Annotated in this window: 29 protein-coding genes and 1 other RNA gene; 14 read left to right on the top strand and 16 right to left on the bottom strand. The window is 71.3% G+C overall.

The window, feature by feature from the left end; genetic code table 11:
- Positions 1–19: 19 nt before the first annotated feature.
- Complete coding sequence (locus ACFSC0_RS05450; RefSeq protein ID WP_377355097.1) at positions 20–511, bottom strand: winged helix-turn-helix transcriptional regulator; 492 nt, start codon at positions 509–511, stop codon at positions 20–22.
- Positions 512–551: 40 nt separating this feature from the next.
- Between ACFSC0_RS05450 and ACFSC0_RS05455 the strand changes: the two genes are divergently transcribed.
- From ACFSC0_RS05455 to ACFSC0_RS05480, 6 genes are all read left to right on the top strand, one after another.
- Positions 552–1,292, top strand: coding sequence for an SDR family NAD(P)-dependent oxidoreductase (locus ACFSC0_RS05455; RefSeq protein ID WP_377282719.1), 741 nt, complete (start codon positions 552–554; stop codon positions 1,290–1,292).
- A 14-nt stretch (positions 1,293–1,306) separates the two neighbouring features.
- Positions 1,307–1,921 (top strand): 2-hydroxychromene-2-carboxylate isomerase, encoded by a 615-nt coding sequence (locus tag ACFSC0_RS05460; protein WP_377282640.1) that lies wholly within the window; start codon positions 1,307–1,309, stop codon positions 1,919–1,921.
- Between the two features lie 128 nt (positions 1,922–2,049).
- Complete coding sequence (argB, locus tag ACFSC0_RS05465; RefSeq protein WP_377282639.1) at positions 2,050–2,964, top strand: acetylglutamate kinase; 915 nt, start codon at positions 2,050–2,052, stop codon at positions 2,962–2,964.
- The gene (locus tag ACFSC0_RS05470; protein ID WP_377282638.1) at positions 2,961–3,626 is read left to right on the top strand and encodes a pyrimidine 5'-nucleotidase; all 666 of its coding nucleotides are present in this window, start codon (positions 2,961–2,963) and stop codon (positions 3,624–3,626) included. Before argB ends, ACFSC0_RS05470 begins: the two co-directional genes overlap by 4 nt.
- On the top strand, positions 3,623–4,447 hold the full coding sequence (dapD, locus tag ACFSC0_RS05475; protein ID WP_377282637.1) for a 2,3,4,5-tetrahydropyridine-2,6-dicarboxylate N-succinyltransferase: 825 nt from the start codon (positions 3,623–3,625) through the stop codon (positions 4,445–4,447). The genes ACFSC0_RS05470 and dapD overlap by 4 nt, the downstream gene beginning before the upstream one ends.
- 198 nt (positions 4,448–4,645) lie before the next feature.
- Positions 4,646–5,101: a hypothetical protein gene (locus ACFSC0_RS05480; RefSeq protein WP_377282636.1), complete on the top strand. Its 456-nt coding sequence runs from the start codon at positions 4,646–4,648 to the stop codon at positions 5,099–5,101.
- Positions 5,102–5,276: 175 nt separating this feature from the next.
- Here ACFSC0_RS05480 and ACFSC0_RS05485 read toward each other — a convergent pair whose 3' ends face one another.
- Both ACFSC0_RS05485 and ACFSC0_RS05490 read right to left on the bottom strand, forming a co-directional pair.
- Positions 5,277–5,726 (bottom strand): hypothetical protein, encoded by a 450-nt coding sequence (locus ACFSC0_RS05485; protein WP_377355098.1) that lies wholly within the window; start codon positions 5,724–5,726, stop codon positions 5,277–5,279.
- Positions 5,727–6,087: 361 nt separating this feature from the next.
- Positions 6,088–6,552: a cupin domain-containing protein gene (locus tag ACFSC0_RS05490; RefSeq protein ID WP_377282634.1), complete on the bottom strand. Its 465-nt coding sequence runs from the start codon at positions 6,550–6,552 to the stop codon at positions 6,088–6,090.
- A 58-nt stretch (positions 6,553–6,610) separates the two neighbouring features.
- On the opposite strand from ACFSC0_RS05490, the gene dapE reads away from it, so the two are divergent.
- Positions 6,611–7,750: a succinyl-diaminopimelate desuccinylase gene (gene dapE, locus ACFSC0_RS05495; protein WP_377282633.1), complete on the top strand. Its 1,140-nt coding sequence runs from the start codon at positions 6,611–6,613 to the stop codon at positions 7,748–7,750.
- 228 nt (positions 7,751–7,978) lie between these two features.
- Here the strand turns inward: dapE and truA are convergent, their stop codons facing one another.
- Together truA and fmt are read right to left on the bottom strand one after the other, a co-directional pair.
- On the bottom strand, positions 7,979–8,716 hold the full coding sequence (truA, locus tag ACFSC0_RS05500) for a tRNA pseudouridine(38-40) synthase TruA (protein ID WP_377282632.1): 738 nt from the start codon (positions 8,714–8,716) through the stop codon (positions 7,979–7,981).
- Positions 8,716–9,642: a methionyl-tRNA formyltransferase gene (fmt, locus tag ACFSC0_RS05505; protein ID WP_377282631.1), complete on the bottom strand. Its 927-nt coding sequence runs from the start codon at positions 9,640–9,642 to the stop codon at positions 8,716–8,718. Before fmt ends, truA begins: the two co-directional genes overlap by 1 nt.
- A 95-nt stretch (positions 9,643–9,737) precedes the next feature.
- Between fmt and ACFSC0_RS05510 the strand changes: the two genes are divergently transcribed.
- Entirely contained in the window at positions 9,738–10,061 is a 324-nt protein-coding gene (locus ACFSC0_RS05510; protein ID WP_377282630.1) for a hypothetical protein, read from the top strand.
- A gap of 100 nt (positions 10,062–10,161) precedes the next feature.
- Here the strand turns inward: ACFSC0_RS05510 and ACFSC0_RS05515 are convergent, their stop codons facing one another.
- Both ACFSC0_RS05515 and ACFSC0_RS05520 read right to left on the bottom strand, forming a co-directional pair.
- Positions 10,162–10,668, bottom strand: coding sequence for a peptide deformylase (locus ACFSC0_RS05515; protein ID WP_377282629.1), 507 nt, complete (start codon positions 10,666–10,668; stop codon positions 10,162–10,164).
- Positions 10,669–10,682: 14 nt separating this feature from the next.
- A complete protein-coding gene (locus ACFSC0_RS05520) occupies positions 10,683–11,981 on the bottom strand; it encodes a DNA recombination protein RmuC (protein ID WP_377282628.1) in 1,299 nt (432 codons plus the stop codon).
- A gap of 55 nt (positions 11,982–12,036) precedes the next feature.
- Here ACFSC0_RS05520 and ACFSC0_RS05525 point away from each other — a divergent pair, with 55 nt between their 5' ends.
- Positions 12,037–12,780: a metallophosphoesterase family protein gene (locus ACFSC0_RS05525; RefSeq protein ID WP_377282627.1), complete on the top strand. Its 744-nt coding sequence runs from the start codon at positions 12,037–12,039 to the stop codon at positions 12,778–12,780.
- On the opposite strand, the gene recR is transcribed toward ACFSC0_RS05525, so the two are convergent.
- The 4 genes from recR to ffs all read right to left on the bottom strand — a co-directional run bounded on the left by recR (position 12,777) and on the right by ffs (position 15,733).
- Positions 12,777–13,379 carry a recombination mediator RecR gene (gene recR, locus ACFSC0_RS05530; protein WP_377282626.1) on the bottom strand — a complete coding sequence of 201 codons (603 nt, stop codon included), beginning with the start codon at positions 13,377–13,379 and terminating at the stop codon, positions 12,777–12,779. The genes ACFSC0_RS05525 and recR overlap by 4 nt on opposite strands.
- Before the next feature lie 104 nt (positions 13,380–13,483).
- Positions 13,484–13,807 (bottom strand): YbaB/EbfC family nucleoid-associated protein, encoded by a 324-nt coding sequence (locus tag ACFSC0_RS05535; protein ID WP_377282625.1) that lies wholly within the window; start codon positions 13,805–13,807, stop codon positions 13,484–13,486.
- 4 nt (positions 13,808–13,811) lie between these two features.
- Positions 13,812–15,611: a DNA polymerase III subunit gamma/tau gene (locus ACFSC0_RS05540; protein ID WP_377282624.1), complete on the bottom strand. Its 1,800-nt coding sequence runs from the start codon at positions 15,609–15,611 to the stop codon at positions 13,812–13,814.
- Between the two features lie 23 nt (positions 15,612–15,634).
- Positions 15,635–15,733, bottom strand: an RNA gene (gene ffs, locus ACFSC0_RS05545) — signal recognition particle sRNA small type.
- Between the two features lie 145 nt (positions 15,734–15,878).
- On the opposite strand from ffs, the gene nudC reads away from it, so the two are divergent.
- Entirely contained in the window at positions 15,879–16,802 is a 924-nt protein-coding gene (gene nudC, locus ACFSC0_RS05550) for an NAD(+) diphosphatase (protein ID WP_377282623.1), read from the top strand.
- Between the two features lie 31 nt (positions 16,803–16,833).
- On the opposite strand, the gene ACFSC0_RS05555 is transcribed toward nudC, so the two are convergent.
- Together ACFSC0_RS05555 and ACFSC0_RS05560 are read right to left on the bottom strand one after the other, a co-directional pair.
- A complete protein-coding gene (locus ACFSC0_RS05555; protein ID WP_377282622.1) occupies positions 16,834–17,679 on the bottom strand; it encodes a prephenate dehydratase in 846 nt (281 codons plus the stop codon).
- Complete coding sequence (locus ACFSC0_RS05560; RefSeq protein WP_377282621.1) at positions 17,676–18,413, bottom strand: 3-deoxy-manno-octulosonate cytidylyltransferase; 738 nt, start codon at positions 18,411–18,413, stop codon at positions 17,676–17,678. Before ACFSC0_RS05560 ends, ACFSC0_RS05555 begins: the two co-directional genes overlap by 4 nt.
- 116 nt (positions 18,414–18,529) lie before the next feature.
- On the opposite strand from ACFSC0_RS05560, the gene ACFSC0_RS05565 reads away from it, so the two are divergent.
- On the top strand, positions 18,530–19,249 hold the full coding sequence (locus ACFSC0_RS05565; protein ID WP_377355099.1) for a c-type cytochrome: 720 nt from the start codon (positions 18,530–18,532) through the stop codon (positions 19,247–19,249).
- A gap of 124 nt (positions 19,250–19,373) precedes the next feature.
- Here ACFSC0_RS05565 and ACFSC0_RS05570 read toward each other — a convergent pair whose 3' ends face one another.
- A complete protein-coding gene (locus ACFSC0_RS05570) occupies positions 19,374–20,207 on the bottom strand; it encodes a C40 family peptidase (RefSeq protein ID WP_377282619.1) in 834 nt (277 codons plus the stop codon).
- Positions 20,204–21,592 carry a leucyl aminopeptidase family protein gene (locus ACFSC0_RS05575; protein ID WP_377282618.1) on the bottom strand — a complete coding sequence of 463 codons (1,389 nt, stop codon included), beginning with the start codon at positions 21,590–21,592 and terminating at the stop codon, positions 20,204–20,206. Before ACFSC0_RS05575 ends, ACFSC0_RS05570 begins: the two co-directional genes overlap by 4 nt.
- A 119-nt stretch (positions 21,593–21,711) precedes the next feature.
- Here ACFSC0_RS05575 and ACFSC0_RS05580 point away from each other — a divergent pair, with 119 nt between their 5' ends.
- On the top strand, positions 21,712–22,572 hold the full coding sequence (locus tag ACFSC0_RS05580) for a tetratricopeptide repeat protein (RefSeq protein WP_377355101.1): 861 nt from the start codon (positions 21,712–21,714) through the stop codon (positions 22,570–22,572).
- Between the two features lie 146 nt (positions 22,573–22,718).
- On the opposite strand, the gene ACFSC0_RS05585 is transcribed toward ACFSC0_RS05580, so the two are convergent.
- Positions 22,719–24,218: a flavin-containing monooxygenase gene (locus tag ACFSC0_RS05585; protein ID WP_377282616.1), complete on the bottom strand. Its 1,500-nt coding sequence runs from the start codon at positions 24,216–24,218 to the stop codon at positions 22,719–22,721.
- Positions 24,219–24,386: 168 nt separating this feature from the next.
- On the opposite strand from ACFSC0_RS05585, the gene ACFSC0_RS05590 reads away from it, so the two are divergent.
- Together ACFSC0_RS05590 and ACFSC0_RS05595 are read left to right on the top strand one after the other, a co-directional pair.
- Positions 24,387–24,794, top strand: coding sequence for a YciI family protein (locus tag ACFSC0_RS05590; RefSeq protein ID WP_377282615.1), 408 nt, complete (start codon positions 24,387–24,389; stop codon positions 24,792–24,794).
- Positions 24,791–26,047 carry an RNA polymerase sigma factor gene (locus ACFSC0_RS05595; protein ID WP_377282614.1) on the top strand — a complete coding sequence of 419 codons (1,257 nt, stop codon included), beginning with the start codon at positions 24,791–24,793 and terminating at the stop codon, positions 26,045–26,047. Before ACFSC0_RS05590 ends, ACFSC0_RS05595 begins: the two co-directional genes overlap by 4 nt.
- The last annotated feature ends 32 nt before the right edge of the window (positions 26,048–26,079 follow it).

Raw genomic sequence — 26,079 nt, forward strand, 5'->3', positions numbered from 1 at the left:
GCGGTGGAGGGGGCTGCCGCTAGTTCCGCGCTCCCGGCCCCGGCCGGCTCTGCACGTCCCGCGGGCCCACCGCCTCACCGCATTCCGAACACGTCATCACCGCGTGGAAGTCGCAGCCGCAGGCCTTGTGGCGGTTGAGGACGGGCGGCCCGGCCTCGCCGGCGTAGTGGCGGTCGCCCCAGCCGACGATGGCCATCAGCACCGGGTGCAGCTCCAGCCCCTTGGGCGTCAGCCGGTACTCGTAGCGGACCGGCCGCTCCTGGTAGGCCTCGCGGCGCAGGACGCCCTCGTCGGTCAGCAGCTTCAGCCGGTCGGCGATGATGGTGCGGGAGATGCCGAGCCGTTCCTGGAAGGCCTCGAACCGGCGGACCCCCAGAAAGCAGTCGCGCAGGATCATCAGCGTCCAGCGGTCGCCGATCACCGCCACCGTCCGGGCGACGGAGCAGGCCTCCTTCGGCAGCTCGTCCCATTTCATCGCGCAGCTCGGCTCTTCGGTTGACTCGTCTCGCAATCGGGTAGCACAGTCCGTCCAGAAATTAAACGGACTGGTGATCATGGCTCAGCAGGGCGCGTGTCTGGTGGTCGGCGCAGGCGACGGGGTGGGCGGGGCGATCGCCAGGGCCTTCGCCCGCGAGGGGCTGGTCGCCTGCGTCACCCGCAGGGAACGCAACCTCGACCAGCTGGAGGCCCTGGCCGGCCAGATCCGCGGCGCAGGCGGCGAGGCGCGGGCCTTCGGCGTCGATGCGCGGGACGAAGCGGCGATGGTCGCGCTGGTCGACCGGATCGAGGCCGAGGTCGCGCCCCTGGAGGTGGTGGTGTTCAACATCGGCGCGAACGTGCGCTTCGACGCCCTGGAGACGACGACGCGCGTCTACACCAAAGTCTGGGAGATGGCCGCCTACTCCGGCTTCCTGGCGGCGCGCGAGGCGGCCCGGGTGATGCTCCCCAGGGGCCGCGGCACCATCCTGTTCACCGGCGCCACCGCCAGCATCCGCGGCCGCCAGGGCCTCTCGGCCTTCGCCTCGGCCAAGCACGCCCTGCGGGCCACCGCCCAGAGCTTCGCGCGCGAGCTCGGCCCCAAGGGGATCCACGTGGCCCACGTGGTGATCGACGGCGCCATCGACGGGGTCTTCACCCGCACCAACCGCGGCGATCAGGTGGAGGAGCTGCTGGCGAAGGACGCCATCCTCAAGCCCGACGAGATCGCCGCCAACTACGTCTGGCTGCACAAGCAGCAACGCTCGGCCTGGACCCACGAGATGGACCTGCGCCCCTGGTCCGAGCCCTGGTGAGGAGGAGCCCAAAGATGCCCGCGACCATCGACTTCCTGTTCGATTTCGGCAGCCCCAACGGCTATCTTGCCTGGAAGGTGCTGCCGAACATCGCCGAGCGCACCGGCGCCAAGGTCAACATCGTCCCCGTGCTGCTGGGCGGGCTCTTCAAGCTGACCAACAACCGCTCGCCGGTGGAGGCCTTCGCAGGCGTCAAGAACAAGCTCGCCTACGAGGGATTGGAGACGAAGCGGTTCGTGGCCAAACACGGGCTTTCCGCCTACCGCTCGAACCCCCACTTCCCGGTCAACACCCTGCTGATCATGCGCGGACTGATCGCCGCCCGGCGGATGGGCGTCGGCGACCGTTACCTGGAGGCGGCGGTCTCGGCCATGTGGGAGCAGGGCCTGAAGATGGACGATCCCGCCGTCGTGCGCGACGTGCTTCAGAAGGCCGGCCTCGACGCCGAGGCCCTCCTCGCCGCGACCCAGGACCCCGAGGTCAAGGCCGAGCTGATGGCCAACACCGAGGCCGCCGCCGCCCGCGGCGCCTTCGGGGTCCCCACCTTCTTCGTCGGCGAGGAGATGTTCTTCGGCAAGGACCGGCTGGGCCAGGTCGAGGAGGCCGCGCGGGAGCTGGCGCCGGCTTAAACCCATCCCCGTCCTCCCGGAGAGCCGCGACGCGGACTCATACGCTTCGGCCGGGATGACGGACTGAGTCGTATCGACAGCCCCGCCGTCGTTCGCTATCGGGACGCTCCGATGCGCCGGAGCCTTTCGTGACCGACACCTCCGAACAGCAGGGTTGGGCCACCGCCAAGACTCTGGCGGAAGCCCTTCCCTACATCCAGCACTACGACCGCGAGACCGTGGTCATCAAATACGGCGGCCACGCCATGGGCGAGGAGGCCGTGGCCAAGCTGTTCGCCGCCGACGCGGTGCTCTTGAAGATGCTGGGCCTGCACCCGGTCGTCGTGCACGGCGGCGGGCCGCAGATCTCGGCCATGCTGAAGCGGGCCGGCGTGGAGTCCACCTTCGTCGAAGGCCTGCGGGTCACCGATGCGGCCACCATGGAGGTCGCCGAGATGGTCCTGTCGGGGGCCATCAACAAGGAGATCGCCAACTGGATCACCCTGGCCGGCGCCGAAGCCGACGTGCGGGGCGTGGGCCTCTCGGGCAAGGACGCCCGGCTGATCACCGTCGAGAAGGCCCGCAAGACGCGGAAGGACCCAGAGACGGGCGCCGAGGAGGAGATCGACCTCGGCTTCGTGGGCGAGCCCACCCGGATCGATCCGCAGATGATCCTCAACCTGATCCACGCCGACCACGACTACATCCCCGTGGTGGCGCCGATCGGCGTGTCCAAAGAGGGCCAGACCTACAACGTCAACGCCGACACGGTCGCTGGGGCGCTGGCCGGGGCGCTGAAGGCCAAGCGCATGCTGCTGCTCACCGACGTGCCCGGCGTGCTCGACAAGAACGGCGAGCTGATGCGGCAGCTGAGCGTCGGCGAGGCCCGCGAGGCGATCGCCTCGGGCGTGGCCACCGGCGGCATGATCCCCAAGCTGGAAACCGCCATCGCCGCCGTGGAGGCCGGCGTGGAGGCCGTGGTCATCCTCGACGGGCGCCGGCCGCACGCCATGCTGGTCGAGCTGTTCACCGAGCACGGCGCGGGCACCCTGGTTCGCGCATGAGCGCGGACCTGACTCACGTCGACACCTGGCTGTTCGACCTCGACAACACGCTCTATCCCGCCTCCAGCGGCTTCATGGGCGAGATCGAGGCGCGGATGACCGCCTACGTCCAGAAGGTCACCGGCCTGCCGCGCGACGAGGCCTACGCCCTGCAGAAGAAGTACCTGGCCGAGCACGGCCTGACGCTGCGCGGCCTGATGGAGAACCACGGGGTCGATCCGGACGAGTTCCACGCCCTGTTCCACGACCTGTCGCTGGAGGCCCTGGCGCACGATCCGGACCTCGTCCTGTCGATCGCCCGCCTGCCGGGGCGGCGGCTGATCTTCACCAACGCCGACGACATCCACGCCGAGCGGGTGCTGGAGCGGCTGGGCTTGCGCGACCTGTTCGAGGACGTCTTCCACATCGCCAGCTTCGACTACACGCCCAAGCCCAGCCCCGCGCCCTTCGAGCGCATGGCGGCCAACCACGGCGTGGAGCCGGCCAGCACCGCCTTCTTCGAGGACTCCGAGCGTAACCTGGCGCCCGCCGCGCAGCTCGGCATGACCACCGTCCTGGTGGGGCCGCACGCCCCCGCCTCGACCGCCCCTTTCATCCACCACCGCACCGAAGACCTCGCGCCGTTCCTGATGACGGCCAGACTCAAGGAGGCCGCCCGATGACCACCGACCTGCAGCGCGCCGTCGAAGCCGCCTGGGAACAGCGCGACACCGTCACCACCGGAACCAAGGGCGCCGTCCGCGACGCCGTCGAGGTGACGCTGGAGCGGCTGGACGCCGGCGACCTGCGGGTGGCCGAGAACCAGGGGGGCCAGTGGGTGGTCAACCAGTGGGTCAAGCAGGCCATCCTCTTGTCCTTCCGGCTGAACCCCAACCGGCTGACCGACGGCCCCACGCCCGGTCCCTTCTGGGACAAGGTGCCCGGCAAGTTCGAAGGCTGGACCCCCGAGCGGTTCGAGGCCGCCGGCTTCCGCGCCGTCCCCGGCTGCGTGGTCCGCAAGGGGGCCTTCGTGGCTCGCAACGTCGTCCTGATGCCGTCCTTCGTGAACATCGGCGCCTACGTCGACGAGGGGACCATGGTCGACACCTGGGCCACCGTCGGCTCCTGCGCGCAGATCGGGAAGAACTGCCACATCTCCGGCGGCGCCGGCATCGGCGGGGTGCTGGAGCCCCTGCAGGCCAACCCGACCATCATTGAGGACGACTGCTTCATCGGCGCCCGGTCGGAAGTGGCCGAAGGCGTCATCGTGCGGCGCGGCAGCGTGCTGTCGATGGGCGTCTACGTGACCGCCACCACGCCGATCATCGACCGCAAGACCGGCGAGACCTGGACCGGCGAGATCCCGCCCTACTCGGTTGTGATGTCCGGCTCGCGTCCCTCGCCCCACGAGGGGCTGCCGTCGACCTACTGCGTTGTTATCATGAAGACGGTGGACGAGCGGACGCGGTCCAAGACCAGCATCAACGAGCTACTGCGAGAATAGGTTAACGTTAGTGTTGACCGCTGGAAACCGGCGGTCTTCCACCGGAAATATAGTTAACAGGGACATCTCGCCATAATCTGAACAATAACCAACGGAACCTTGCAGGCTAAGGTCCGTTGGCATGTGCATGTCTTCGGAGGCGACGCCACGGACCGAGTGGTTAATACTTCGTTAAGCCTTTGAGGGGCGCGCATGTTGATGACGGATCCTCACGACCTCTCCGGCGGCGCCAACCGCAAGCCCGAGGCGGCGTCGGAGCCGACGAGCTGGAGCGAACCGCAGGCCGCGGATCCGGCCCTCGCCGCCCGCTTCCTCTACCGCTGGGCCGGCCAGTTCTCGGCCGCCCTGGTGCGCATCCGCAGCCGGTTCGACGGCGATCTCGACCAATACTTGCTCTACCTCGTCTTCGTGCTGCAGGAGATCTCCAGCGCGGGGAACGGGTCGGGACGCAAGCGCGGCCTGAACGCCCTCAGCCTTTCCGAGATCACCCAGATCCCGCGCGAGACCGCCCGCCGCAAGCTGCTGGCCCTCGCCCAGGCCGGCTACCTGCGCCGCGACGAGGAGGGCCTCTATTACCTCGGCGACGCCTACAGCGTGGACGAGGTCCTCAACGAGCTGAAGCCCCTCTGGGACATCGTCAAGCTGGAGCGGTGAGGGCCCACGGCGACCGGTGACTGGTTGAGGTGTCCCAGCGCCGATCCGCCGCCGCTCAGCGGGACACCTCTACCTGTCACCCCGCGCAACGAGTGGTGACAGCTAGCCGCGTCCTATCGTGTGGATCGATGGCCGCGCCGGACGCGGCAACCAGTCTCCAAGGGAATTGGCGCCTCTAGGCCGCCGTCGCCCAGCGCCAGAGGTCGCGGACGGCCAGGGCCTGGGCCTCGGCGTCGTCGCTGGCGGGTTGGGGCAGCCCGGCGTGCTCGAGGCACGCGGCGAGGCTCGGGGCCTCGCCGCGGCCGCCCACTTCGCCCCGGCCAACCCTCTTCTCGAACGTCTGGGCGGCGCACTGCAGCCCGGCGGCGGCCCGGCGGGCGCGCTCGGGCAGCAGGCCGCCCTGCAACCTTTTGTGGAAGCCGATCAGCCGCGCCCCCGCGCAGATCTGCGTCGCCATCCGCTCGAAGGCCTCGGGGGATAGCGGCTCGGCGCCGACTTTCGCCGGCGCCGAGCCGATGAGCGCCACCGGACTGGGGGCATGGGTATAGGCGCTCATCACGACTTCGCCGCGGCTGTCGACGAAGGCGTACTGGAGGACGTGATAACCACTAGTCGACACGCCCATTGACCGTACGGCGAAGTATAGTTCGCCGAGTTCAGACACCCTACGCAAAGCGACCGGTCGGAAACTTCTTGATTCGCCCAGATCCCCGGCGTGCGTCCGGCGCAGCCAAGGAAATGTGGCCTCTTTGTGACCGTATCCACCGAAAAGCGCGAGCAACGCTTACTTCTCTCCGCGCCAGATTTACTTGGGCATCATGCCGCACCCCCAAGCTCGCCTATAGAGCGAACCTCCCCAATTTGAGGCCGCCGTTAAGCTTGCCGAACGGCGTCCCGGAACGGGCGACGGGCGGCGCGCAAGGCGGCGGATCGCGCCGGCCGGGGCGCGACTCCTGACTCGCGGATCGGTTGATCTGACGCTGCGGCTAGGCCGGGTAGGGCGTGCCGTCGCGGTGGTGATAATCGTCGGCGCCGAGCGGGATCATCAGGTCGATGTCGGGATAGTCGACCGCGTCCACGCCGTCCTCCGTGCGCGTCCCGATCTCCAGGAGCCGGGCCGGGCGGTCCGACCGGTTGATCATGTGGTGGCCGTCCGGATCGTTCGCCTTGAACCCGGCGCAGTCGCCGGGCCGCAGCACCTCCTCGCCGGCGTTCGTCACCAGCACGACCTCGCCCTCGAGCACATAGACGAACTCGTCCTCGGCCGTATGCCAATGCCGCTGGGAAGACCAGGCCCCGGGCTCCAGCGTCAGCAGGTTGACGCCGAACTGGGTCAGGCCCGCGGCGTTCCCCAACGCTCGGCGGCTCCGGCCGCGGCAGGGTTCGTCGAAGGGCGCGGGATAGGCGCTGCCGCGGCGCTCCGGCAGGGACGCAACGTCGATCTTCTTCATGGGGGCTTTCCGGTCTAGGAAGCCCTGACCTTAGGAACACCGCCGCCAGGGGCCAAGCTTGATCGACGCCGTCACCCTCACCCGCGAGCTCGTCCGCCGCCCCTCGGTGACGCCGGCCGACGCCGGGGCCATGGACGTCCTGCAGCGCGAGCTCGAGGCGCTGGGCTTTGCCTGCCGCCGGATGAAGTTCGGCGAGATCGAGAACCTCTACGCCCGCTACGGGAACCAGCGGCCCAACCTCTGTTTCGCCGGCCACACCGACGTGGTGCCGGTGGGCGACGCCGGGGCCTGGAGCGCGGGGCCGTTCGAAGCCCAGGTGGTCGACGATGTGCTGATCGGCCGGGGCGCCGTCGACATGAAGAGCGCGCTGGCCGCGTTCACCGCCGCCGCCGCGGGCGCCATCGCCGCCGGCAAGGTGCGCGGCTCGCTTTCCCTGCTGATCACCGGCGACGAGGAAGGCGTCGCGACCCACGGCACCAAGAAGGTGGTCGAGGCGCTGCAGGCCGAGGGCGAGGCCATCGACCACTGCATCGTCGGCGAGCCCACCAGCGCCGAGAGCTTCGGCGACATGGTCAAGATCGGCCGCCGCGGCTCCATCAACGTCGACATCCGCGTCGACGGGATCCAGGGGCACGTGGCCTATCCGCAGCGGGCGGCCAACCCCGTGCCGGTGCTGATCCGGCTGCTGGCCCGGCTGCAGGACAAGGTGCTGGACGAGGGCTACACCGGCTTCCAGCCGTCCAACCTCGAGGTCACGACCATCGACGTCGGCAATGCCGCCACCAACGTCATCCCGGCCGCCGCCCGCGCGCGGCTCAACATCCGCTTCAACCCGGCCCACACCGGCGCCAGCCTCGCCGCCTGGATCGAGGGCGAGGCGAAGGCCGTCGCGGAAGGCTTCAAGGGAACGGTGACCGTCACGCCGCAGATCAGCGGCGAGGCCTTCCTGACCGAGCCCGGCCCCTTCACCGACCTGATCTGCGCCGCCGTCCGCGATGTCACCGGCGCCGACCCGGAGCTCTCCACCACCGGCGGCACCTCCGACGCCCGCTTCATCCGCGCGCTGTGCCCCGTCGTCGAGCTCGGCCTCGTCGGCAAGACCATGCACGCCGTCGACGAACGCGCCCCCGTCGCCGAGATCCGCCAGCTGCAGCAGGTCTATGAGCGGCTGATCGCGCGGTACTTCGAGGCGATGTGAGCCGTTTTTCCTTTCCCGTTCACGGGAAAGGGGGACCGCCGGCCGAGCGGAGCGAAGAGCCGGTGGTGGAAAGGGCAAGCCGCGGGCGCGGCGCTGCCGCCGCTCCAGTGAGCACAGTTCGTCTCGCGGTGTGCTTGGCTTTCCCTCTCCCCCACCCGCTCTTCGGCCGGCGTCGCCGGCTTCGGCGGGCGGTCCCCCTCTCCCATGGAATGGGAGAGGAAGGGTGATTCAGTACTCCACCCCGGTCAGGTACAGCCCGTGCGCCGGAGCCACCGGCCCGCAGGCCTTGCGGTCGGCGGCGGCGAGGGCGGCGGCGATGCGTTCGGGGGGCCAGCGGCCGGTCCCGACCTCCACGAGGGAGCCGGTCATCGAGCGGACCTGGCGGTGCAGGAAGGAGCGCGAGGCGAACTCCAGCAGCACCTCCTCGCCCTCGCGGCGCACGGCGGCCAGGTCCAAGGTCTTCATCGGGCTCTTGGCCTGGCACTGCAGGTCGCGGAAGGTGGTGAAGTCGTGGTGGCCGACGAGGGCCTGGGCCGCCTGGTGCATCAGGCCCGCGTCCAGCGGCTTCTTCACGTGCCAGACCCGCCCCTGGCCCAGGGCCGGCGGGCTGCGGCGGTTGAGAATGCGATAGAGATAGCGGCGGGTGGTCGCCGAGAAGCGGGCGTGCCAGCCCTCCGGCGCCTCGACCGCCTCCAGCACGGCGATCGGCTCGGGGACCAGGTGGGCGTTGAGCGCGTCGCGCACCACGTCCGGCTTCCAGGCCTTCTGCAGGTCGATGTGCACCACCTGGCCGGTGGCGTGGACGCCGGTGTCGGTGCGCCCGGCCGCCTGCAGGCGCAGGGTCTCGCCGCTGAACGCCTTCACCGACCGCTCGACGGAGGCCTGGATGGTCGGCAGATCGCCCTGGGCCTGGAACCCGCGGTAGGGACCGCCGTCGTACTCCAGCGTCAGCCGGTAGCGGGGCATCAGGAGAGCCTCTGCCCGGGCTTCAGCGGAAAGCCGCGCAGGAAGACGTCGGCGTCCTGCGGCCCCCGCCCCTCGCGCTGCACCTTCAGCAGCCGCACGGCGCCCTCGCCGCAGGCGATCAGCAGCCCATCGTCCAGCACCTCGCCGGGCGTCCCCTCCCCGTCCTCGTAGCGCGACAGCAGCGCCTTGATCCGCACCGGGCCCTTGTCGGTGGGCGCCTCGAACCAGGCTCCGGGGAAGGGCGACAGGCCACGGATCTTGCGGTCGATCTCGGCGGCGGGCCGGGTCCACTTCAGGCGGGCGGCCTTGGCGCTGATCTTCTTGGCGTAGGTGACCCCTTCCTCCGCCTGGGGCGTCTCGACGGCCTCGCCGCGCGCTATGGCCTCCAGCGTCTCCGCCAGCAGCCGGGCCCCGGCCTCGGCGAGGCGGTCGTGCAGGCTCCCGGCGGTGTCCAGCGGGCCGATGCGGACGGTGGCGGTGGACAGCACCGGGCCCTCGTCCAGCCCCTCGGTCATCCGCATCACCTGCACGCCGGTCACGGCATCGCCGGCCATGATCGCCCGCTGGATCGGGGCCGCGCCCCGCCACCTTGGCAGCAGGGAGGCGTGGACGTTGAAGCAGCCGAGGCGCGGGGCCTCAAGGATCTCGCGGGTCAGGATCTGGCCGAAGGCGACGACGACGGCGGCGTCCAGGCCAAGGGCCCGGAAGGCCTCGACCTCGGCCGGATCGCGCAGCGAGGCGGGGGTGCGGACGGAAAGGCCCTGCTCCTCGGCGAAGGCGTGCACGGGCGAGGGCCGCAGCGCCTGGCCGCGGCCGCGCGGGGCCGGCGGCTGGGAATAGACGGCGGCGACCTCGTGGCCGGCCTCCAGCACCGCCTGAAGGGCGCGGGCGGCGAAGTCGGGGGTTCCGAGGAAGGCGAGGCGCATGACGGGCAAGCCTTTAGCCCGCGGGGGGCCGGGCCGGGAAGGGCGGGAACCGCTCGCCAAGCGTGGCCGTTGCACTCGCCGAAAGGAGTTTCCCCATGCGCACCCTGCTGATCGCCTCCGCCGCCGCCCTGGCGCTCGCCGCCGCCGGCTGCACTGAAGCCCAGCGCGAGGACGCCGGCGAGGAGGCCAAGGAAGCCACCGACGCGGCTGGTTCGGAACTCAAGGAAGCGGTCGAGAGCGTCGACATCGAGAAGGCCGCCGAAAAGACCAAGGAGGTCGCCTCCGACGTCGGCAGCGCCGTCAAGGACGCCGCCGGCGACGTCAGGCAAGGCGTCGAGCGGGCCGGGGACGAGACCGCCGAAGAGGCCGGCGACGCCAGGACGGCGGCGGACAACGCGGCCGAGGACGCCAAGCGCTGATCTGATGGACGGGTGACAGGTAGCCCTACGGGCAACCAGTCACCGGCGGCCTTCGGTGACTGGTTGGCGCGGAGCGCCTACCTGTCACCCTGCGCAGCGCTTACGCCGCCTTCTGCTTCTTCACCTTCTTGATCGCCTGCTCGCGCTTCAGGCGCGAGAGGTGGTCGATGAAGAGGACGCCTTCGAGGTGGTCCATCTCGTGCTGGATGCAGACGGCGAAGAGGCCCTCGGCGTCTTCCTCGACCTGCTCGCCCTGATAGTTCAGGTAGCGCAGCTTCACCCGCGCCGGCCGCTCGACCTCGTCGTAGTACTCGGGGATCGACAGGCAGCCCTCTTCGTAGGGCTGGGTCTCCTCGGAGGCCCAGACGATCTCCGGATTGACGAAGTAGCGGGGTTGCGGCTCCTCGCCCTCGCGGGCCAGGTCCATGACGATGACCCGCTTGGGCACGGCGACCTGGATGGCCGCCAGGCCGATGCCCGGCGCGGCGTACATCGTCTCCAGCATGTCGTCCATCAGCGCGCGCAGCTCGTCGTCCACGGCCTCCACGGGCTGCGACTTCAACTTCAGGCGCGGATCGGGGACGGTGATGATTTCGCGGATCGCCATGGCTGGCAGGTAGGTTAGCCGCCCTTGTCCGTCAAGGCGGGGGCGGGTTTGGAGTCTGCCCCGATCACCTGCGAAAGCAAGCTCTTGCCGCGGGCCTCGAGCTCGCGCGGGGCGACTTCCAGCTCGACCGGATCGGGGATCTTCTTGGCCTGGTGGTCGGCGGCCAGCTGCTCGAACTTGCGCGCCTGCGGCAGCACCCGGTCCTTCAGCGAGCCGACGAAGGCGTTGTACTTGCCCACCGCCCGGCCGAGGCTGTCGCCAAGCGCGTCGATGTGCCCGGCCATCACCGAGATGCGGCTGTAGAGGTCCTGGCCGAGCTTGGCGATCTCCTGGGCGTTGGCCGCCTGCTCCTCCACCCGCCAGCCGTAGACCACCGCCTTGCAAAGGGCGAACAGGGTGGTGGGCGTCACCACCAGCACCCGCCGGTCCATGGCCTCCGTGAGCAGCTCCGGGTTCTTGTCCAGCGCGGCGGCGAGGATCGCGTCCGACGGCACGAACATCGCCACGAAGTCCGGCGAGGCGTCGAACTGGTTCCAGTAGGCCTTGGCCGAGAGCCCCTGGATGTGGGTGCGCACGCTCTGCACGTGACGCATCAGGCAGCCGTCGCGCACCGCCTCATCCGTGGCGTCCAGCGCCTCGAGGTAGGCGTTGCAGGAGACCTTGGCGTCGATCACGAACACCGCCCCGCCCGGCAGGCGCACGGTCACGTCGGGACGCCGGCGGCCTTCCTCGGTGTCGGTGGAGGTCTGTTCGTGGAAGTCGAAGTGGTGGGTCAGGCCCGCCGCCTCGAGCACGTTGCGCAGCGCCTGCTCGCCCCAGCGTCCCTGCACGCCCGCCCCGCGCCGCAGGGCGGCGGAGAGCTTGCGGGCCTCCTCCTGGGTGGCCGTGGAGGCGGCCAGCATGCGGGCGATCTGCTCCTTCAGGCCGCCGGTCTCCTCCGCACGGGCCTTCTCGACCGCCGTCACCTGCTCCTGGAACTTCGCCAGCGTCTCGGCCACCGGCTTCAGCTGGGCCTCGAGCCGGGCCTGGGCCAGCTGCTCGCGGTTGCGGAAGGTCTCCTCGGTCTGCTTGACCAGCGCTTCGGCCGCCGCGTTCGCCGACTGCGCCGCCTGGGCCTTCAGCACCTCGGCCTGCATGGCCGACTGCTCTTCCAGCGCCTTGAGCCGCGCCTCGGCCTCGAGCGCGCGGGACTTCATCTCCCAGGCGCCCGCCTCCGCCGCAGCGGCGCGCCGCCGCTCGCTCCAGGCCCAGGCGATGGCGGCGATGGCGACCAGCGCCAGGGCGATCAGGACGACGAGGACAGCCGCGTTCATGCTGTGTTCCATAGCCGGAGTCGGCCATCGCGGCTAGGGTGAGGGCGGAGCGACCATGCGCCTCGCCCTGATCTCGGACCTGCACGGCAACCTCACGGCGCTTGAAGCGGCGCTGGCCGACATCGCGCGCCGCAGCGTCGATCGCATCGTCTGCCTTGGCGATGTGGCCTCGGACGGGCCGCAGCCGCGGCAGGTGCTGGAGCGGCTGCGCGGCCTCGGCTGTCCGGTGATCATGGGCAACGCCGATGCGCAGCTCGTCGGGCTGGACCCGATCGACTTTCCTCCGGAGATGCAGGTGTTCGCCGATAGCGCCCGGTGGGCGGCGTCCGAGCTGACGGCGCAGGACCGCGCCTTCATCCAGGGCTTCGCGCCCCGCCTGTCGCTGACGCTGGGACGCTTCCCCGCGCTGCTGTTCCACGGCTCACCCGCCGACTTCAACGCCGAGCTGAAGCCGGCGACGCCCGACGAGGTGTTCCGGGAGGCCTTCGCCGCGCACGAGGCGGCGGTCTACGCCGGCGGCCACACCCACCTGCAGATGTTCCGGCGCATCGATGCGGCCGTGTTCGTCAACCCGGGGAGCGTCGGGATGGCCTACGACCGCGTCCCGGGCGCGCCCGGCGAGGTGCGCTTCGCCGCCTGGGCGGAATACGCCATCCTCGCCGGGTCGGACGACGGCCTCTCCTTCGAACTGTTCCGGGTCCCCTACGATCCGGGACAGGTGCTGGACGCGATCGCCGCCTCCGGCCTGCCGAACCGGGATTGGTGGACGCAGGCCTGGACCGCCGCCGCCCGCCTCTAGGCCGGCCGCCGCGCCCGCATCGCCTGGGCGATGGTGCCGTCGTCGAGCCAGTCGAGCTCCCCGCCTACCGGCACGCCGCGGGCCAGCATTGTCACCGCCACGCCCGTGCCGGCCAGCCGCTCGGCGAGGTAGTGGGCGGTGGTCTGGCCGTCGACCGTGGCGGGCAAGGCGAGGATCACCTCGCGCACCTTCTCGTCGGCCGCGCGGTTCACCAGCGGTCCGATCCGCAACGCCTCGGGCCCGACGCCGTCGAGCGCCGACAGCAGCCCGCCCAGCACGTGGTAGCGGCCGCGGAAGGCGCCGGCCCGTTCCATGGCCCAGAGCGCCCCCACCTCCTCGACGACGCAGATCAGGCTGGCGTCACGTTCCGGGTCGGCGCAGACGGCGCAGGGGTCCTGGGTGTCCAGCGAGCCGCAGACGCCGCAGGTCTTCACCCGGGCGGCGGCGTCGGCCAGCGCCTCGGACAGCGGGTTCAGGAGCTGGTCGCGGCGCTTGAGCAGGGCCAGCGCCGCTCGCCTGGCCGAGCGGGGGCCGAGCCCCGGCAGCTTGGCCAGCAGCGAAATCAGCCGTTCGATCTCGGGACCTGCGGACGCGGCCAAGGTGTCTCCGATGCAGTGTTCGCGCTGATCGAGCACACGGGACCGGCCGCTGTCGAGGGGGAGCGCAGCGGCGGGCGCAGATCCGCAACCCGGTGGGGTGGGCTCTAGAACCCGAGCCCGGGCAGGCCCATGGCGCCGAGCGGGCCGGCGGCTTCGCGCATGAGTTCGGCCTGCTGGGCGTCGAGCTTGCGCTTGGCGTCGGCATGGGCGGCGACGATCAGGTCGGCGACGACCTCGCCCTCGCCGGGGGCGAGCAGGCTCTCGTCGAGGCGCACCGCGGTGAGTTCGCCGGTGCCTTTCAGCGTCACGCTGACCATGCCGCCGCCGGACGTGCCTTCGACGGTGAGCTCGGCCAGCTTGGCCTGGGCCTGGGTCAGCTTCTGCTGCATCTCCTGGGCCTGCTTCATCAGGCTGTTCAGGTCCTTCATGGGCCTAGTCCTCGTCTTCGCTGTCGGCTTCGTCGCCGGCGTCGGGTGCCGGCTCGGGGGCGGCGAGGGTTCGCACGCCCAGGATCTCGGCGCCAGGGAAGGCTTCCATCACCTGGCGCACGAACGGGTCCTGCTCCACCTGGGCCAGCACCTCGCGCTCCTCGCGCTTCTGGCGCTCCCAGAGGCTCTCGGCCCCGCCGCCGCCTTGAGCTGCGACCAGCCACGGCTGGCCGGTCCACTCGCGCAGCTTGGAGGCCAGCCGCTGGATCAGGTTGGCCGGCGCGCCGGGCGCCGGTTCGAACTCGATGGCCCCGGGCCGGAAGCTGATCGGCCGCACGAACCGCTCGACGTCCAGGCGCAGGGCGATGTCGCGCTTGGACTCGATCAGCGCGATCACGTCCTCGAACCGCTGCAGCGTCGGGGCCGCGTCGGCCTGGGCCGGGCGGGGCGGCGCGGCCTGGCGCGCCACGGCCGAAGCGCCGCCGCTCTGGTGCATGCCGCCGCCACCGCCGCCGCCGCCGCCGGAGGGCCCCGGCCCGCCGGCCGGCGATTCGCCCGACTGCAGCCGCCTCAGGGCCTCCTCAGGCCCCGGGAGGTCGGCGGCGTAGGCCAGCCGGATCAGCGCCATGTCGGCCGCGGCGGCCGGATCGGGCGCGCGGCGCACCTCGTCGTAGGCCTTCAGCAGCAGCTGCCAGATGCGCGAGAGCACGCCCGCCGACACCGCCGCGCCGATCGCCGCGAGCCGTGCGGCCTGCTCCTTGGGCAGGGTCAGCGCCTGGGGCCCCACGGCCTTGGCGACGGAGGCGCCGTGGCTGTGCTCCAGCAGGTCCAGCATCACCTGGCCGGGGTCAGCGCCGTAGCCATAGAGGGTGCGGAAGGTCTCGATCGCCCCGCCCGCCTCGCCGCGCATCACCTGTTCGAACAGGCTGATGGTCTGGGCCCGGTCGGCCAGGCCCAGCATGTCGCGGATGGTGGCGGCGGTGACCGTCTGCCCGGCCTCGGCCTGGACGATGGCCTGGTCGAGCAGCGACTGGGCGTCGCGCACCGAGCCTTCGGCGGCCCGGGCGATCAGCATCAGCCCCTCGGCCTCCACCCGCGCGCCCTCGCGCTCGGCGATCATCTCCAGGTTCTTGACGATCACCTCCGGCTCCACCCGGCGCAGGTCGAAGCGCTGGCAGCGGGAGAGGATGGTCACCGGGACCTTGCGGATCTCGGTGGTGGCGAAGATGAACTTGGCGTGCGGCGGCGGCTCCTCGAGCGTCTTCAGCAGCGCGTTGAACGCCGCCGTCGAGAGCATGTGCACTTCGTCGATGATGTAGACCTTGTAGCGCGCCTCGACGGGCGCATAGCGCACCCCGTCGAGCAGCTCGCGCATCTCGTCCACCTTGGTGCGGCTGGCGGCGTCCAGCTCCAGGACGTCCATGTGCCGGCCCTCGATGATCGCCCGGCAGTGGCGGCCGTCCTGCGTCAGGTCCAGCGACGGCTCGTGGACGGTGTCGGTCTCGTAGTTGAGGGCCCGGGCGAGCAGGCGGGCGGTGGTGGTCTTGCCGACCCCGCGCACCCCGGTGAGCATGAAGGCGTGGGCGATCCGCCCCGACGCGAAGGCGTTCTTCAGCGTCCGGACCATGGCCTCCTGGCCGAACAGGTCCTCGAAGGTGCGGGGCCGGTACTTCCGCGCGATGACCGTGTAGGCGGCGCCGTCGGCCGGCGGCGGCGGGGCCGCAGGCGGGGCGCCGAACATGTCCGCGGTGTTGGGATCACGCTCGGGGACGTCGGGTTCGAGCGTGAGGTCGTCTTCGGCCATCTGGCCCTTGAACTGCGAAGGTTGGGTGGAGACCGGACAACGACCCGGAGCGAGACTCGTTACGGCTGCTTCCTTCCGGACCTGACCGGGTTGGCGAGGACTCCGCCCGTCGCCGATCTCCGCCCCCTATATCGCGGCTGGGCCGTCGGATCGCAAGCACGGCTGCGCGCCGGCGGCCGGTCAGACCGCCGCAGCGCGTCCATCGAGGAGTCTTCCCAGCCTCGCCCGCTGCGGCTAACCGTTGCCGCCACGCGATCGGAGCACGGCATGCCGCTCAAGGCCTTCATGAACACCTTCGCAGGCAATCCGCTGAACCGCGCGAGCGAAAGGCGCGGCGACGAGGCCTGGCTGGCCGAGAAGCTGGAGGCGTCCGACTCCCTGGCGCTCGCGATGTGGAACGGCCGCCCGCTGGTCGAGAAGGCCGAGGGCGGCGGCTTCCAGCTCGCCTACCTGCCCGCCCGGATGGCCGACAAGCTGACCGGCGGCATGGAGCGGCTGCTGTTCATGGGCCTGTGGAAGGACACCGCCGTCTGGGCCGTCGACCTGGAGGGCGGGACCGACCCGGCCGAGGGCGAACTGCAGGGGCTGGGCCGGTTCGAGGATCTGCGCCAGGTCGCCCTGCGCCTGCCGGACGCCGAGGCGGCCATCGCCGCCACCGCCAAGCAGATGTTCGAGTGGCGCCGCCGGCACCGCCACTGCGCCGCCTGCGGCGAGCCCAGCCTGGTGGTGGACGGCGGCTGGAAGCGCAAATGCCCGGCCTGCGAGGCCGAGCACTTCCCGCGCACAGACCCGGTGGTGATCATGCTGCCGTTCCACGGCGACCGCTGCATGCTGGGCCGCCAGGCCGCCTGGCCGAAGGGCATGTTCTCGGCCCTCGCCGGCTTCCTGGAGCCCGGCGAGAGCATCGAGGAGGCCTGCGCCCGCGAGCTGATGGAGGAGGCGGGGCTCACCGCCGTCGAGGTGAAGTACCACTCCACCCAGCCCTGGCCCTACCCGTCCTCGCTGATGATCGGGCTGATCGCCGAGGTGGAGGACGACCAGGCCGCCCCCGACCAGACCGAGCTGTCGGAAGTGAAGTGGTTCACCCGGGAAGAGGCCCGCCGCCTGATCGCCGGGGAATACGACGGCGCCTCCGCCCCCGGCCGCCTGGCCATCGCCCACCAGCTGATCAAGGCCTGGGCGGAGGGCTAATCACCTCTCCCCGCTCGCGGGGAGAGGTCGATCACCCCCGGGTCCTGAACGGATCCGCCGGGTAAACGCCCAGGATCTCGAACCGCTCGGAGAAGAACTTCAGCTCTTCGAAGGCGCGCGCGACGCCGCGGTCCTCGGGGCGGCCGTCGACCTCGGCGTAGAAGAAGGTCGCCGTGAAGGTGCCGTTCTCCATGTAGCTCTCGAGCTTGGTCATGTTGACGCCGTTGGTCGCAAAGCCGCCGAGCGCCTTGTAGAGGGCCGCCGGCAGGTTGCGGACGCGGAACACGAAGCTGGTGATGCAGGGCGCGGTGAAGGGCGGCGGCGGCGGCTCCTTGTCGGCGGTCATCACCAGGAAGCGGGTGGTGTTGTGCCGCTCGTCCTCGATGTCGCGCAGCAGGATCTCCAGGCCGTAGATCTCCGCCGCCAGGGCCGGCGAGATGGCGGCCCGGGTGGGGTCCGGCCGCTGGGCGAGCATGCGCGCGGCGCCGGCGGTGTCGCCCACCGCCTCGGTGGACAGCCCAAGCCGGCGGATGGTCCGGCGGCACTGGGCGAGCGCGATGGCCATGCTCTGGACGGTCTTGAGGTCCTCGAGCTTCGTCCCCGGATTGGCCATCAGCTGGAAGCGGATCGGCTTGAACCGCTCGCCGATGATCTTCAGGCCGGAGTTGGGCAGGAGGTGGTGCACGTCGGCGACGCGGCCGGCGATGGAGTTCTCCACCGGGATCATGCCCAGCTGGCAGTCCCCGGAACGGATCGCCTCGAAGGCGTCGTCGAAGGCGGCGTACGGGACCGGCTCATAGTCCGGGAAGGCGGCCAGGCAGGCCTCGTGGCTGTTGGCCCCGAGTTCGCCCTGAAAGGCGATGCGCTTCGCGCTCATGCCAGCTCCCTTGCGTGGGCCCGCGCCCGTTCGAGGTCCGAGGGGTTGTCGACGCTGATCGGCGCCTCGTCGACCTTGGCGGCCCAGATATTCATGCCCAGCTCCAGCGCCCGCAGCTGCTCCAGCCGCTCGCGCATCTCCAGCGGCGAGGGCGGCGCGGCGCAGAACCGCTCCAGCGCCTCGCGCCGGTAGCCGTAGATCCCGTGGTGCAGCCACACCGGCGCATCGCCGTAGAGCACCGAGCGCGTGAAGTAGAGCGCCTTGCCGGTGCGTCCGTCCGGATCCCAGGCGACCACCGCCTTGGGGATATCCGGGTTCGTCCGCTCGGCCGGGTCGGCCTCGGCCACCACGATGGTCGAGACGTCGCACCGCGGTTCGCTGAACAGCAGCTCGGCGGGGGCGGCCACCGCCTCGCGCGCGACGAAGGGGATGTCGCCCTGCAGGTTGATGACCACGTCGTGGCGGCCGGCCGGATCGAGGGTGCGGAGCGCGGCGAGGATGCGGTCGGAGCCCGAGGGCAGGTCCGGGTCGGTCAGCACCGCCGTCCCGCCGGCCGCCTCCACCGCCCGCACGATCTCCGAATCGCCCGCCGCCACCGCCACCGGGCCCACGCCCGCGGCCTCAGCCCTACGCAGCACGCGCACGATCATCGGGAGACCCTCGATATCGGCGAGGGGCTTGCCGGGCAGGCGCGTGGCCGCCATGCGGGCGGGGATGAGAACGATAGGATTCATGGCCGGTTGCACCTGGGCCGGTAGCGTGTAAGAGACGCGCACGCAACATGGGGCGGGGCAATCCCGCGCGTGCGCCGGCCTTGTCGCCGGCCGATCAGAGGGTCGATTTCAGGACGATGGACCTTACGTTCAACAAGGTCGCCGGCGCGGTGCTCGCGACGGGGTTGGCCCTCGTGGGCCTGCGTGAGCTGGCCAATGGCGTGTTCGCGGTGCACGAGGTGGAGAAGCCCGGCTACGCCATCGCAGTCGCAGAGGAAACCGAGGGCGGCGCCGCAGCCGAGCTGCCGCCGGATTGGGGCACGGTGCTGCCCGCCGCCGACGTGGCCGCCGGCCAGGCGGTGTTCGCCAAGTGCACCAGTTGCCACGTGGTCGCCGCCGGCGCGCCGCACGGCACGGGCCCGAATCTCTATGGCGTCGTCGGCCGCAAGCCGGGCGGCGCGCCGGGCTTCGCCTTCTCGCCGGCCTTCGCCGACTACGCCGGCCAGCACCCGGTCTGGACCTGGGAGGAGCTCGACGCCTTCCTGAAGGCGCCGCAGAAGCACATCCCCGGCACCAAGATGACCTTCGTCGGCCTGAAGAAGCAGGAAGACCGCATCAACATGCTGGCCTACCTGGCCCAGCAGGGCGGCACGCTCGCCGTTCCCCCGCCGAACCCGGCCGCCGCGGCGGCTCCGGCGGCGGAAGGCGAAGCGGCTGCGGCCGCCGAGGGCGCGGCTCCGGCCGAAGGCGGCGCGGCCGCCCCGGCCGCGGAAGGCGCCGCCGCTCCGGCGGCGGGCGAGGCTCCGGCTGCGGGCGCTGCGGCTCCCAAGGCGGCGGCCCCGGCGGGCGCTCACTAGGCCGCACCCCCTCTTCTCTCGTCATGGCCGGCTTCATGCCGGCCACCCATCCTGACGAGCCAGGACCCGCCGCAATGGGCTGGGTCGCCGGCACAAGCCCGGCGATGACGAAGCGGGGAGATGGCTACAGCCGGCGCCAGGCCGTCGGCTCGCCGTAGATCGGCCGGTTCCGCACCAGCACCTCATCGAGCGTGTCGACGCTGACCGCCATGGCCGCCGAGTTGGCGTGCAGCACGCGGTCGGGCGACAGCCCCAGGGCCACGTGGCCCTTCCAGAACACCAGGTCGCCGCGGCCGAACGTCTCCGGCGAGATCGGCCGCCCCAGCAGCCTCGCCTGCTGGTCCGAATCCCGCGGGCAGGCCCGGCCGCAGGCGTAGAGCGCCTGCTGGATCAGCCCCGAACAATCGATCCCCAGGCTGGAGCGCCCGCCCCAGAGATAGGGCGCCCCGGCGAGCCGCTCGGCCACCGCCACCGGATCGGTCTCGAACCGGCCGATCGGTGAGAGCGCCTCCAGCACGAACCAGCCGGCGCCGGCGGCCTTCAGGAACCGCCCTTCGCGCGCCTCCTCGGCGACCAGCGACCCCAGCACGAAGGGCCCGGCCGCGGGGGAGCGGACGTCCGGCTCGGCGTAGGCATGAGCGAGCGTGGCGGCGATGCGGTGGGTCGGCGCCGGCCCCTTCGGCGCCAGGTCGGCCGCGCGGACCCAGCCGACGTAGCCGTCGCGCGGGGCCTGGCCCCAGGCCCAGCCGCCGGCGATCTCCAGCGCCTGGAAGACCTCGCCGAACAGCAGTTGGTCGTGCTGTTCGGACGCGTCCGACGGTGCGCCGCGGATCCCGGTCACCGGGCTCGCGCAGACCATCGGCTGCGGATCGACGTAGCGCGCGGCGGGGACGAGGCCCTCCAGCCAGCGGGCGGCCAGGTCCGGCCGGGCCGCCGTGGTGCGCGCGTCGGAGCTCAACCGAACCGCTCGCGGACCATCCGGTAGAGCGCCCGCGCCCCCTGCACCTCGCCGCCGGCGGGCCAGCCGGGCCGGCCGCGCGGGTTCCAGGCCATGATGTCGAAGTGGACCCACGGGCCCTGGGGCGCGAACCGCTGCAGGAACAGGGCGGCGGTCACCGAGCCCGCCTGCGCCCAGCCGTCGGGGTCGTTCTTCAGGTCGGCGATGTCGGTGTCGAGCGCCTCGGCGTACGGCTTCCACAGCGGCATGCGCCAGAGCGGATCGCCCACGGCCTTGGCCGCCGCCTCGATCTGCGCCGCCAGCGCCTCGTCGTCGGTGTAGTAGGGCGGCAGCTGCGGCCCGAGCGCGGCGCGCGCCGCGCCGGTCAGGGTCGCCATGTCGATGGTCAGCGCCGGCTCCAGCTCGGCCGCCCGGGCCAGGGCGTCGGCCAGGATCAGCCGCCCCTCGGCGTCGGTGTTGCCGACCTCGATGGAGAGGCCCTTGCGGGAGGCCAGCACGTCGCCGGGCCGCATGGCGTCCCCGGCGATGGCGTTCTCCACCACCGGAACCAGCACCGCCAGCCGCACCGGCAGCTTCGCGGCCATGATCATCCGGGCCAGGGCCAGGACGTGGGCGGCCCCGCCCATGTCCTTCTTCATCAGCCGCATGCCGGCCGAAGGCTTGATGTCCAGGCCGCCGGTGTCGAACACCACGCCCTTGCCGACCAGGGCGATCAGCGGCGCGCCGGCCTCGCCCCAGGAGAGCTCGATCATCCGCGGCGCCCGCTCGGGTACAGCGGCCCGGCCGACCGCGTGGACGGCCGGATAGTTGGCCTCCAGGAGGCCGTCGCCGACGACGACGGTGATCCGCGCCCCGTGCTGCTCGGCGATCTCGCGGGCGATGGTCTCGATCTGCAGCGGGCCGAGGTCGTTGGCCGGGGTGTTGATCATGTCCCGCGCCAGGGCGCAGGCGTGGGCCACCTGGCGCACCTCGTCGGCGTCGCAGCCTTCGGCGACCAGCCGCGTCCGCTCGCCGGGCTTCTTCTTGTAGCGGTCGAAGCGGTAGCTCCCGAGGGCGAAGGCCAGCGCCGCCTGCTCCCGGTCCAGCCCCGCCGGCGCCTGGGCGATGCGGTAGTCGCCGGCCGGCAGCTTGGCCGCCAGGCCCCGCAGGGCCATCGGATCGAGCGATCCGCCCGCGGCGCCCAGGCCGAAGATCACGTGGTGCAGCTTGCCGTCCTCGCCCGGGACCAGCAGCGCCTGGCCGGACTTGGCCTTGAATTCGGAGGTCTCGGCGAAGCCGCGCACGAAGGCCGGGGCGGCGTCGAAATGGGCCCCAAGCTCGGTCTCGTACAGCAGGTGGACGGGGACCGTGGGACCTTCGGCGGCGGAGAGGATGACTTCGGTCATGTTCACTCGTCGGAGAGCTGAAGCGGGCGCGGCCGGGCCGCGGGTTATGCTTAACGGTTCCTTTAAGCGACGCAGCCGAGGGTCACCCAACACGCCGTCTGGAGGCAGTCATGTGTCGCATGTCGGCGTTCGCCGCAACCGCCCTCGCCGCCCTTCTCGCGCTGCAGGCCGCGCCGGCCGAAGCCGGCTGGTTCGGCAGGAAGGACAAGCCGGCCGAGGGCAGCGTCGACGCCAAGGCCAAACCTTCGTCCCAGAACGCCGCTCCGGCGGTCCCGGCCGCGCCGGCCCGCGCCACGCCGCAGGAGCGCGCCGCCGTCGAGCGCATGGACCCCCTCGCCCGCGCCGCCTTCTGGGCCCGCGAGTTCGACCGCGACCCGACCGACGCCGAGGCCGGCGTGAGCCTGGCCCGGGCGCTCCGGAGCATGGGCCGCAACGACGAGGCGGCCGCGACCGCCCAGCAGGTCGCCACCCTTGCGCCCGCCAACGCCGAGGCCCAGCTGGAGCTGGCCAGAGCCCACATCGCCCGTGGCCAGGGCTTCTACGCCATCGCCCCGGCCGAGGCCGCCGCGGCGCTGTCGCCCAAGGACTGGCGCGCGGTCTCGCTGCTGGCGATCGGCTACGAACAGGCCCAGCGCCCCGACGAGGCGCTCGCCGCCCACCGCCGCGCCCTCGCACTTGCGCCCGCCAATCCCGCGCCGATGACCAACCTGGCCATGTTCCTGGCCGCCTCGGGCCAGACCGCCGAGGCCGAGCAGCTGCTGCGCCGTGCGGCCGCCCTGCCCGGCGCGGACATGAAGGTGCGCCAGAACCTGGCTCTGGTGCTGGGCCTGCAGGGCCGCTTCGACGAGGCCGAGAAGCTCGCCCGACAGGACCTGCCGCCCGAGCTGGTCGCCAACAACATGGCCTACCTGCGCGCCGTCGCCGGCGGCGGTCCCGCCGCGGGCGCGAACCGCAGCTGGGACGCCATGCGGGCGCAGTAGCCCGCTCCCCCACACCGCTCATCCCGGCGAAAGCCGGGACCCAGATCCAAGGCGCCGTCGTAGCTGGATGAGCGCTGCGATCGATGGATCCCGCCTCTGCGCCCGCCATTCTGGGTCCCGGCCTCCGCCGGGATGAGCGGTCGAGATCAAGCGGCTCTCGCGGGCTCCCGCTCCGCCGAGGCCTTCGCCGCCGGATTCGAGAACTCCAACACCCCGTCCTCGATGGGCGAGTAGCGCAGGGTGAGGAGATCCAGGGCGTAGTTCTGGTGCAGCTTCCACGGCGGCCTGGCGCCCTGCTTCGGGAACCGGTCCATGGCCCGCTGCACATAGCCCGAGGTGAAGTCGAGCCAGGGCAGGCGCGGCATGTCGGGATCGGCGTTGCGCGGCGTCGCCTGCCGGGCGCCGGTCTTCCGCATGTGGTTCAGCAGCCGGCACACGTAGTCGCACGTCAGGTCGCACTTCAGCGTCCACGAGGCGTTGGTGTAGCCGAAGGCGGAGGCCAGGTTCGGCACCCCCTCGTACATCATGCCCTTGTAGCTGAGCAGCCTCGCCGGATCGACCGCCGCCCCGTCCACCGCGAGGGCGATGCCGTTCATCACCTGCAGCTGCAAGCCGGTGGCGGTGACGATGATGTCGGCCTCGAGCTCGGCGCCGGATTTCAGCTTCAGGCCGGTCTCGGTGAAGGTCTCGATGTGGTCGGTGACCACCGAGGCGGTCCCGGCCTTGATCGCCTGGAAGAGGTCGGAATCGGGCACCAGGCACAGCCGCTGGTCCCAGGGATTGTAGCTGGGCGTGAAGTGGGTCTCGACGTCGTAATCCGGGCCCAGCTCGGCGCGGACCATGTCGATGATGCGCCTCTTCACGGCCTGCGGCTTCCTGCGGGCCATGCGGAAGAACCACATCCCGAACAGGACATTCCGCCAGCGGACGATGTCATAGGCCAGCTTCGCCGGCAGCCGTCGGCGCAGCTTGTTGGCCATGGCGTCCTCGGCCGGGCGCGAGACGACGTAGGTCGGCGAGCGCTGCAGCATGGTGACGTGGCCGGCGGTCCTGGCCATCTCGGGCACCAGGGTGACGGCCGTCGCGCCCGAGCCGATCACCACCACCCGCTTGCCGGCGTAGTCGAGATCCTCCGGCCAGGCCTGCGGATGGACGATGCGGCCCCTGAACCGGTCCATCCCCTCCCACTGCGGGGTGTAGCCGCCCTCGTAGCTGTAGTAGCCGCCGCACAGGAACAGGAAGTTGCAGGTGAAGCGGACGCTCTCGCTGCGCTCGCCGTCGGTGCGGACCGCCTCGACGGTCCAGGCCGCCGCCTCGCTCGACCAGTCGGCGCGGACCACCTTGTGACGGAAGCGGATGTGCCGCTCGACGTCGCCCTCGCGGGCCGTCTCGCGCACGTAGTTCAGGATCGAGGGCCCGTCGGCGATGGCCTTGGCCTCGGTCCACGGTTTGAAGACGTAGCCCAGGGTGTACATGTCGCTGTCCGAGCGGATGCCCGGATAGCGGAACAGGTCCCAGGTGCCGCCGATCGCCTCGCGGCCCTCCAGGATGACGTAGCTGCGGTCCGGCGCCTTGCGCTGCAGGTGATGGGCCGCGCCGATCCCCGAGAGCCCCGCGCCGACGATCAGGACGTCGAAGTGTTCCATCTGCCCCGTACCTTATCGCCGATTAGCTGCCACCTGCGCAGCCATACCGCAACTTCGATCCGGTGTCCCTTGCCGTAGAAGGTCGCCCCGGGATGAGCGGGTGGGATGTGCGGCCCCAGATTTTTTCGCCGCCTCTGTCGGCCCGGCGCATACTGGGCCGTCCTAAGCATGAACGAGGCCCAATCGATGCTCTACGCCATCCTTTGCTACGACTCCGAAGACGTGGTCGGCGCCTGGACCAAGGAAGAGGACGAGGCCGCCATCAAGCGGCTTGAGGTCGTCGAGGAGAAGCTCGCGCGGCAGGGCCGGCTGGGCCCCGTGGCCCGCCTGCTGCCCACCACCGCCGCCACGACGGTGCGCAAGGGCCGCGAGGCGATGGTGATCGACGGCCCCTTCGCCGAGACCAAGGAACAGCTGCTCGGCTTCTTCATCGTCGACTGCGCCTCGCTGGAGGAAGCCATCGAGACCGCCAAGGAGCTGGGCAAGGCCTCGAGCTCGGCCGGTTCGTTCGAAGTGCGGCCGCTGGCCGTGTTCAAGCCCAGTGACGTCAAGAGAACGGACGAGGTGCGTGCATGAGCGACATGGCCTGGATCGATGCGGCGCTGACCTCGGCGCGTCCCCAGGCCGTGGGCGCGCTGCTGCGCTACTTCCGCGACCTCGACACCGCCGAGGAAGCCTATCAGGACGCCTGCCTGCGAGCGCTGAAGTCCTGGCCCCAGAACGGCCCGCCGCGCGATCCCGCGGCCTGGCTGATCATGGTCGGCCGCAACGTCGGCATCGACGGCGTGCGCCGCCGCAGCCGGCAGGAGGCGCTGCCGTCGGAGGAGGCGATCTCCGACCTGGATGACGCCGAGAGCGCCGCCGTCGACCGGGTCGACGAGTCCGACTACCGCGACGACGTCCTGCGCCTGCTGTTCATCTGCTGCCATCCGGAGCTGCCGGCCACCCAGCAGATCGCCCTGGCCCTGCGCATCGTCTCCGGCCTGTCGGTGAAGCAGATCGCCCGCGCCTTCCTGGTCGGCGAGGCGGCGATGGAGCAGCGGATCACCCGCGCCAAGGCGCGCATCGCCAAGGCCGAGGTCCCCTTCGAGACCCCCGGCGCCGTCGAGCGCAGCGAGCGGCTCGGGGCCGTGGCGGCGATGGTCTACCTGATCTTCAACGAGGGCTATTCGGCCAGCTTCGATGCGGTCCAGGCCAAGGCGCCGCTGTGCGAGGAGGCGATCCGCCTCGGCCGGCTGCTGCTGCGCCTGTTCAAGGCCGAGCCGGAGATCATGGGCCTCGTCGCCCTGATGCTGCTGCAGCACTCGCGCGCGCCGGCCCGCTTCGACGCCGAGGGCCAGGTGGTGCTGCTGGAGGACCAGGACCGCAGCCTGTGGAACCGCAAGCTGATCAACGAGGGCCTGGCGCTGATCGACAAGGCCATGCGCCACCGCCGCCGCGGGCCCTATCAGGTGCAGGCCGCCATCGCCGCCCTGCATGCCCGGGCCGAGCGGCCGCAGGACACCGACTGGGCGCAGATCGACCTGCTCTACGGCGCGCTCGAGGAGCTGCAGCCCTCGCCGGTGGTGACCCTGAACCGCGCCGTGGCGGTGTCGAAGGTTCGCGGGCCGGAGGCGGCGCTGGCCATGGTCGAGCCGCTCGCCGGGCCGCTGGCCGGCTACTTCCACTTCCACGGCCTTAAGGGCGGCCTGTTGATGCAACTGGGCCGCGCCGACGAGGCGCGCGAGGCGTTCAATCGCGCCATCGCCCTGGCCAACACCGCCGCCGAGGCGGCGCACATCCGCATGCACCTGGACCGGCTGGCCGAGCCGCAGCGCCAGGTCCGCTGAACGGAGCGTCCGCACCCACAGCCAAGGGAGAC

This window comes from Phenylobacterium terrae (assembly GCF_042681205.1).
Lineage (GTDB): Bacteria > Pseudomonadota > Alphaproteobacteria > Caulobacterales > Caulobacteraceae > Phenylobacterium > Phenylobacterium terrae.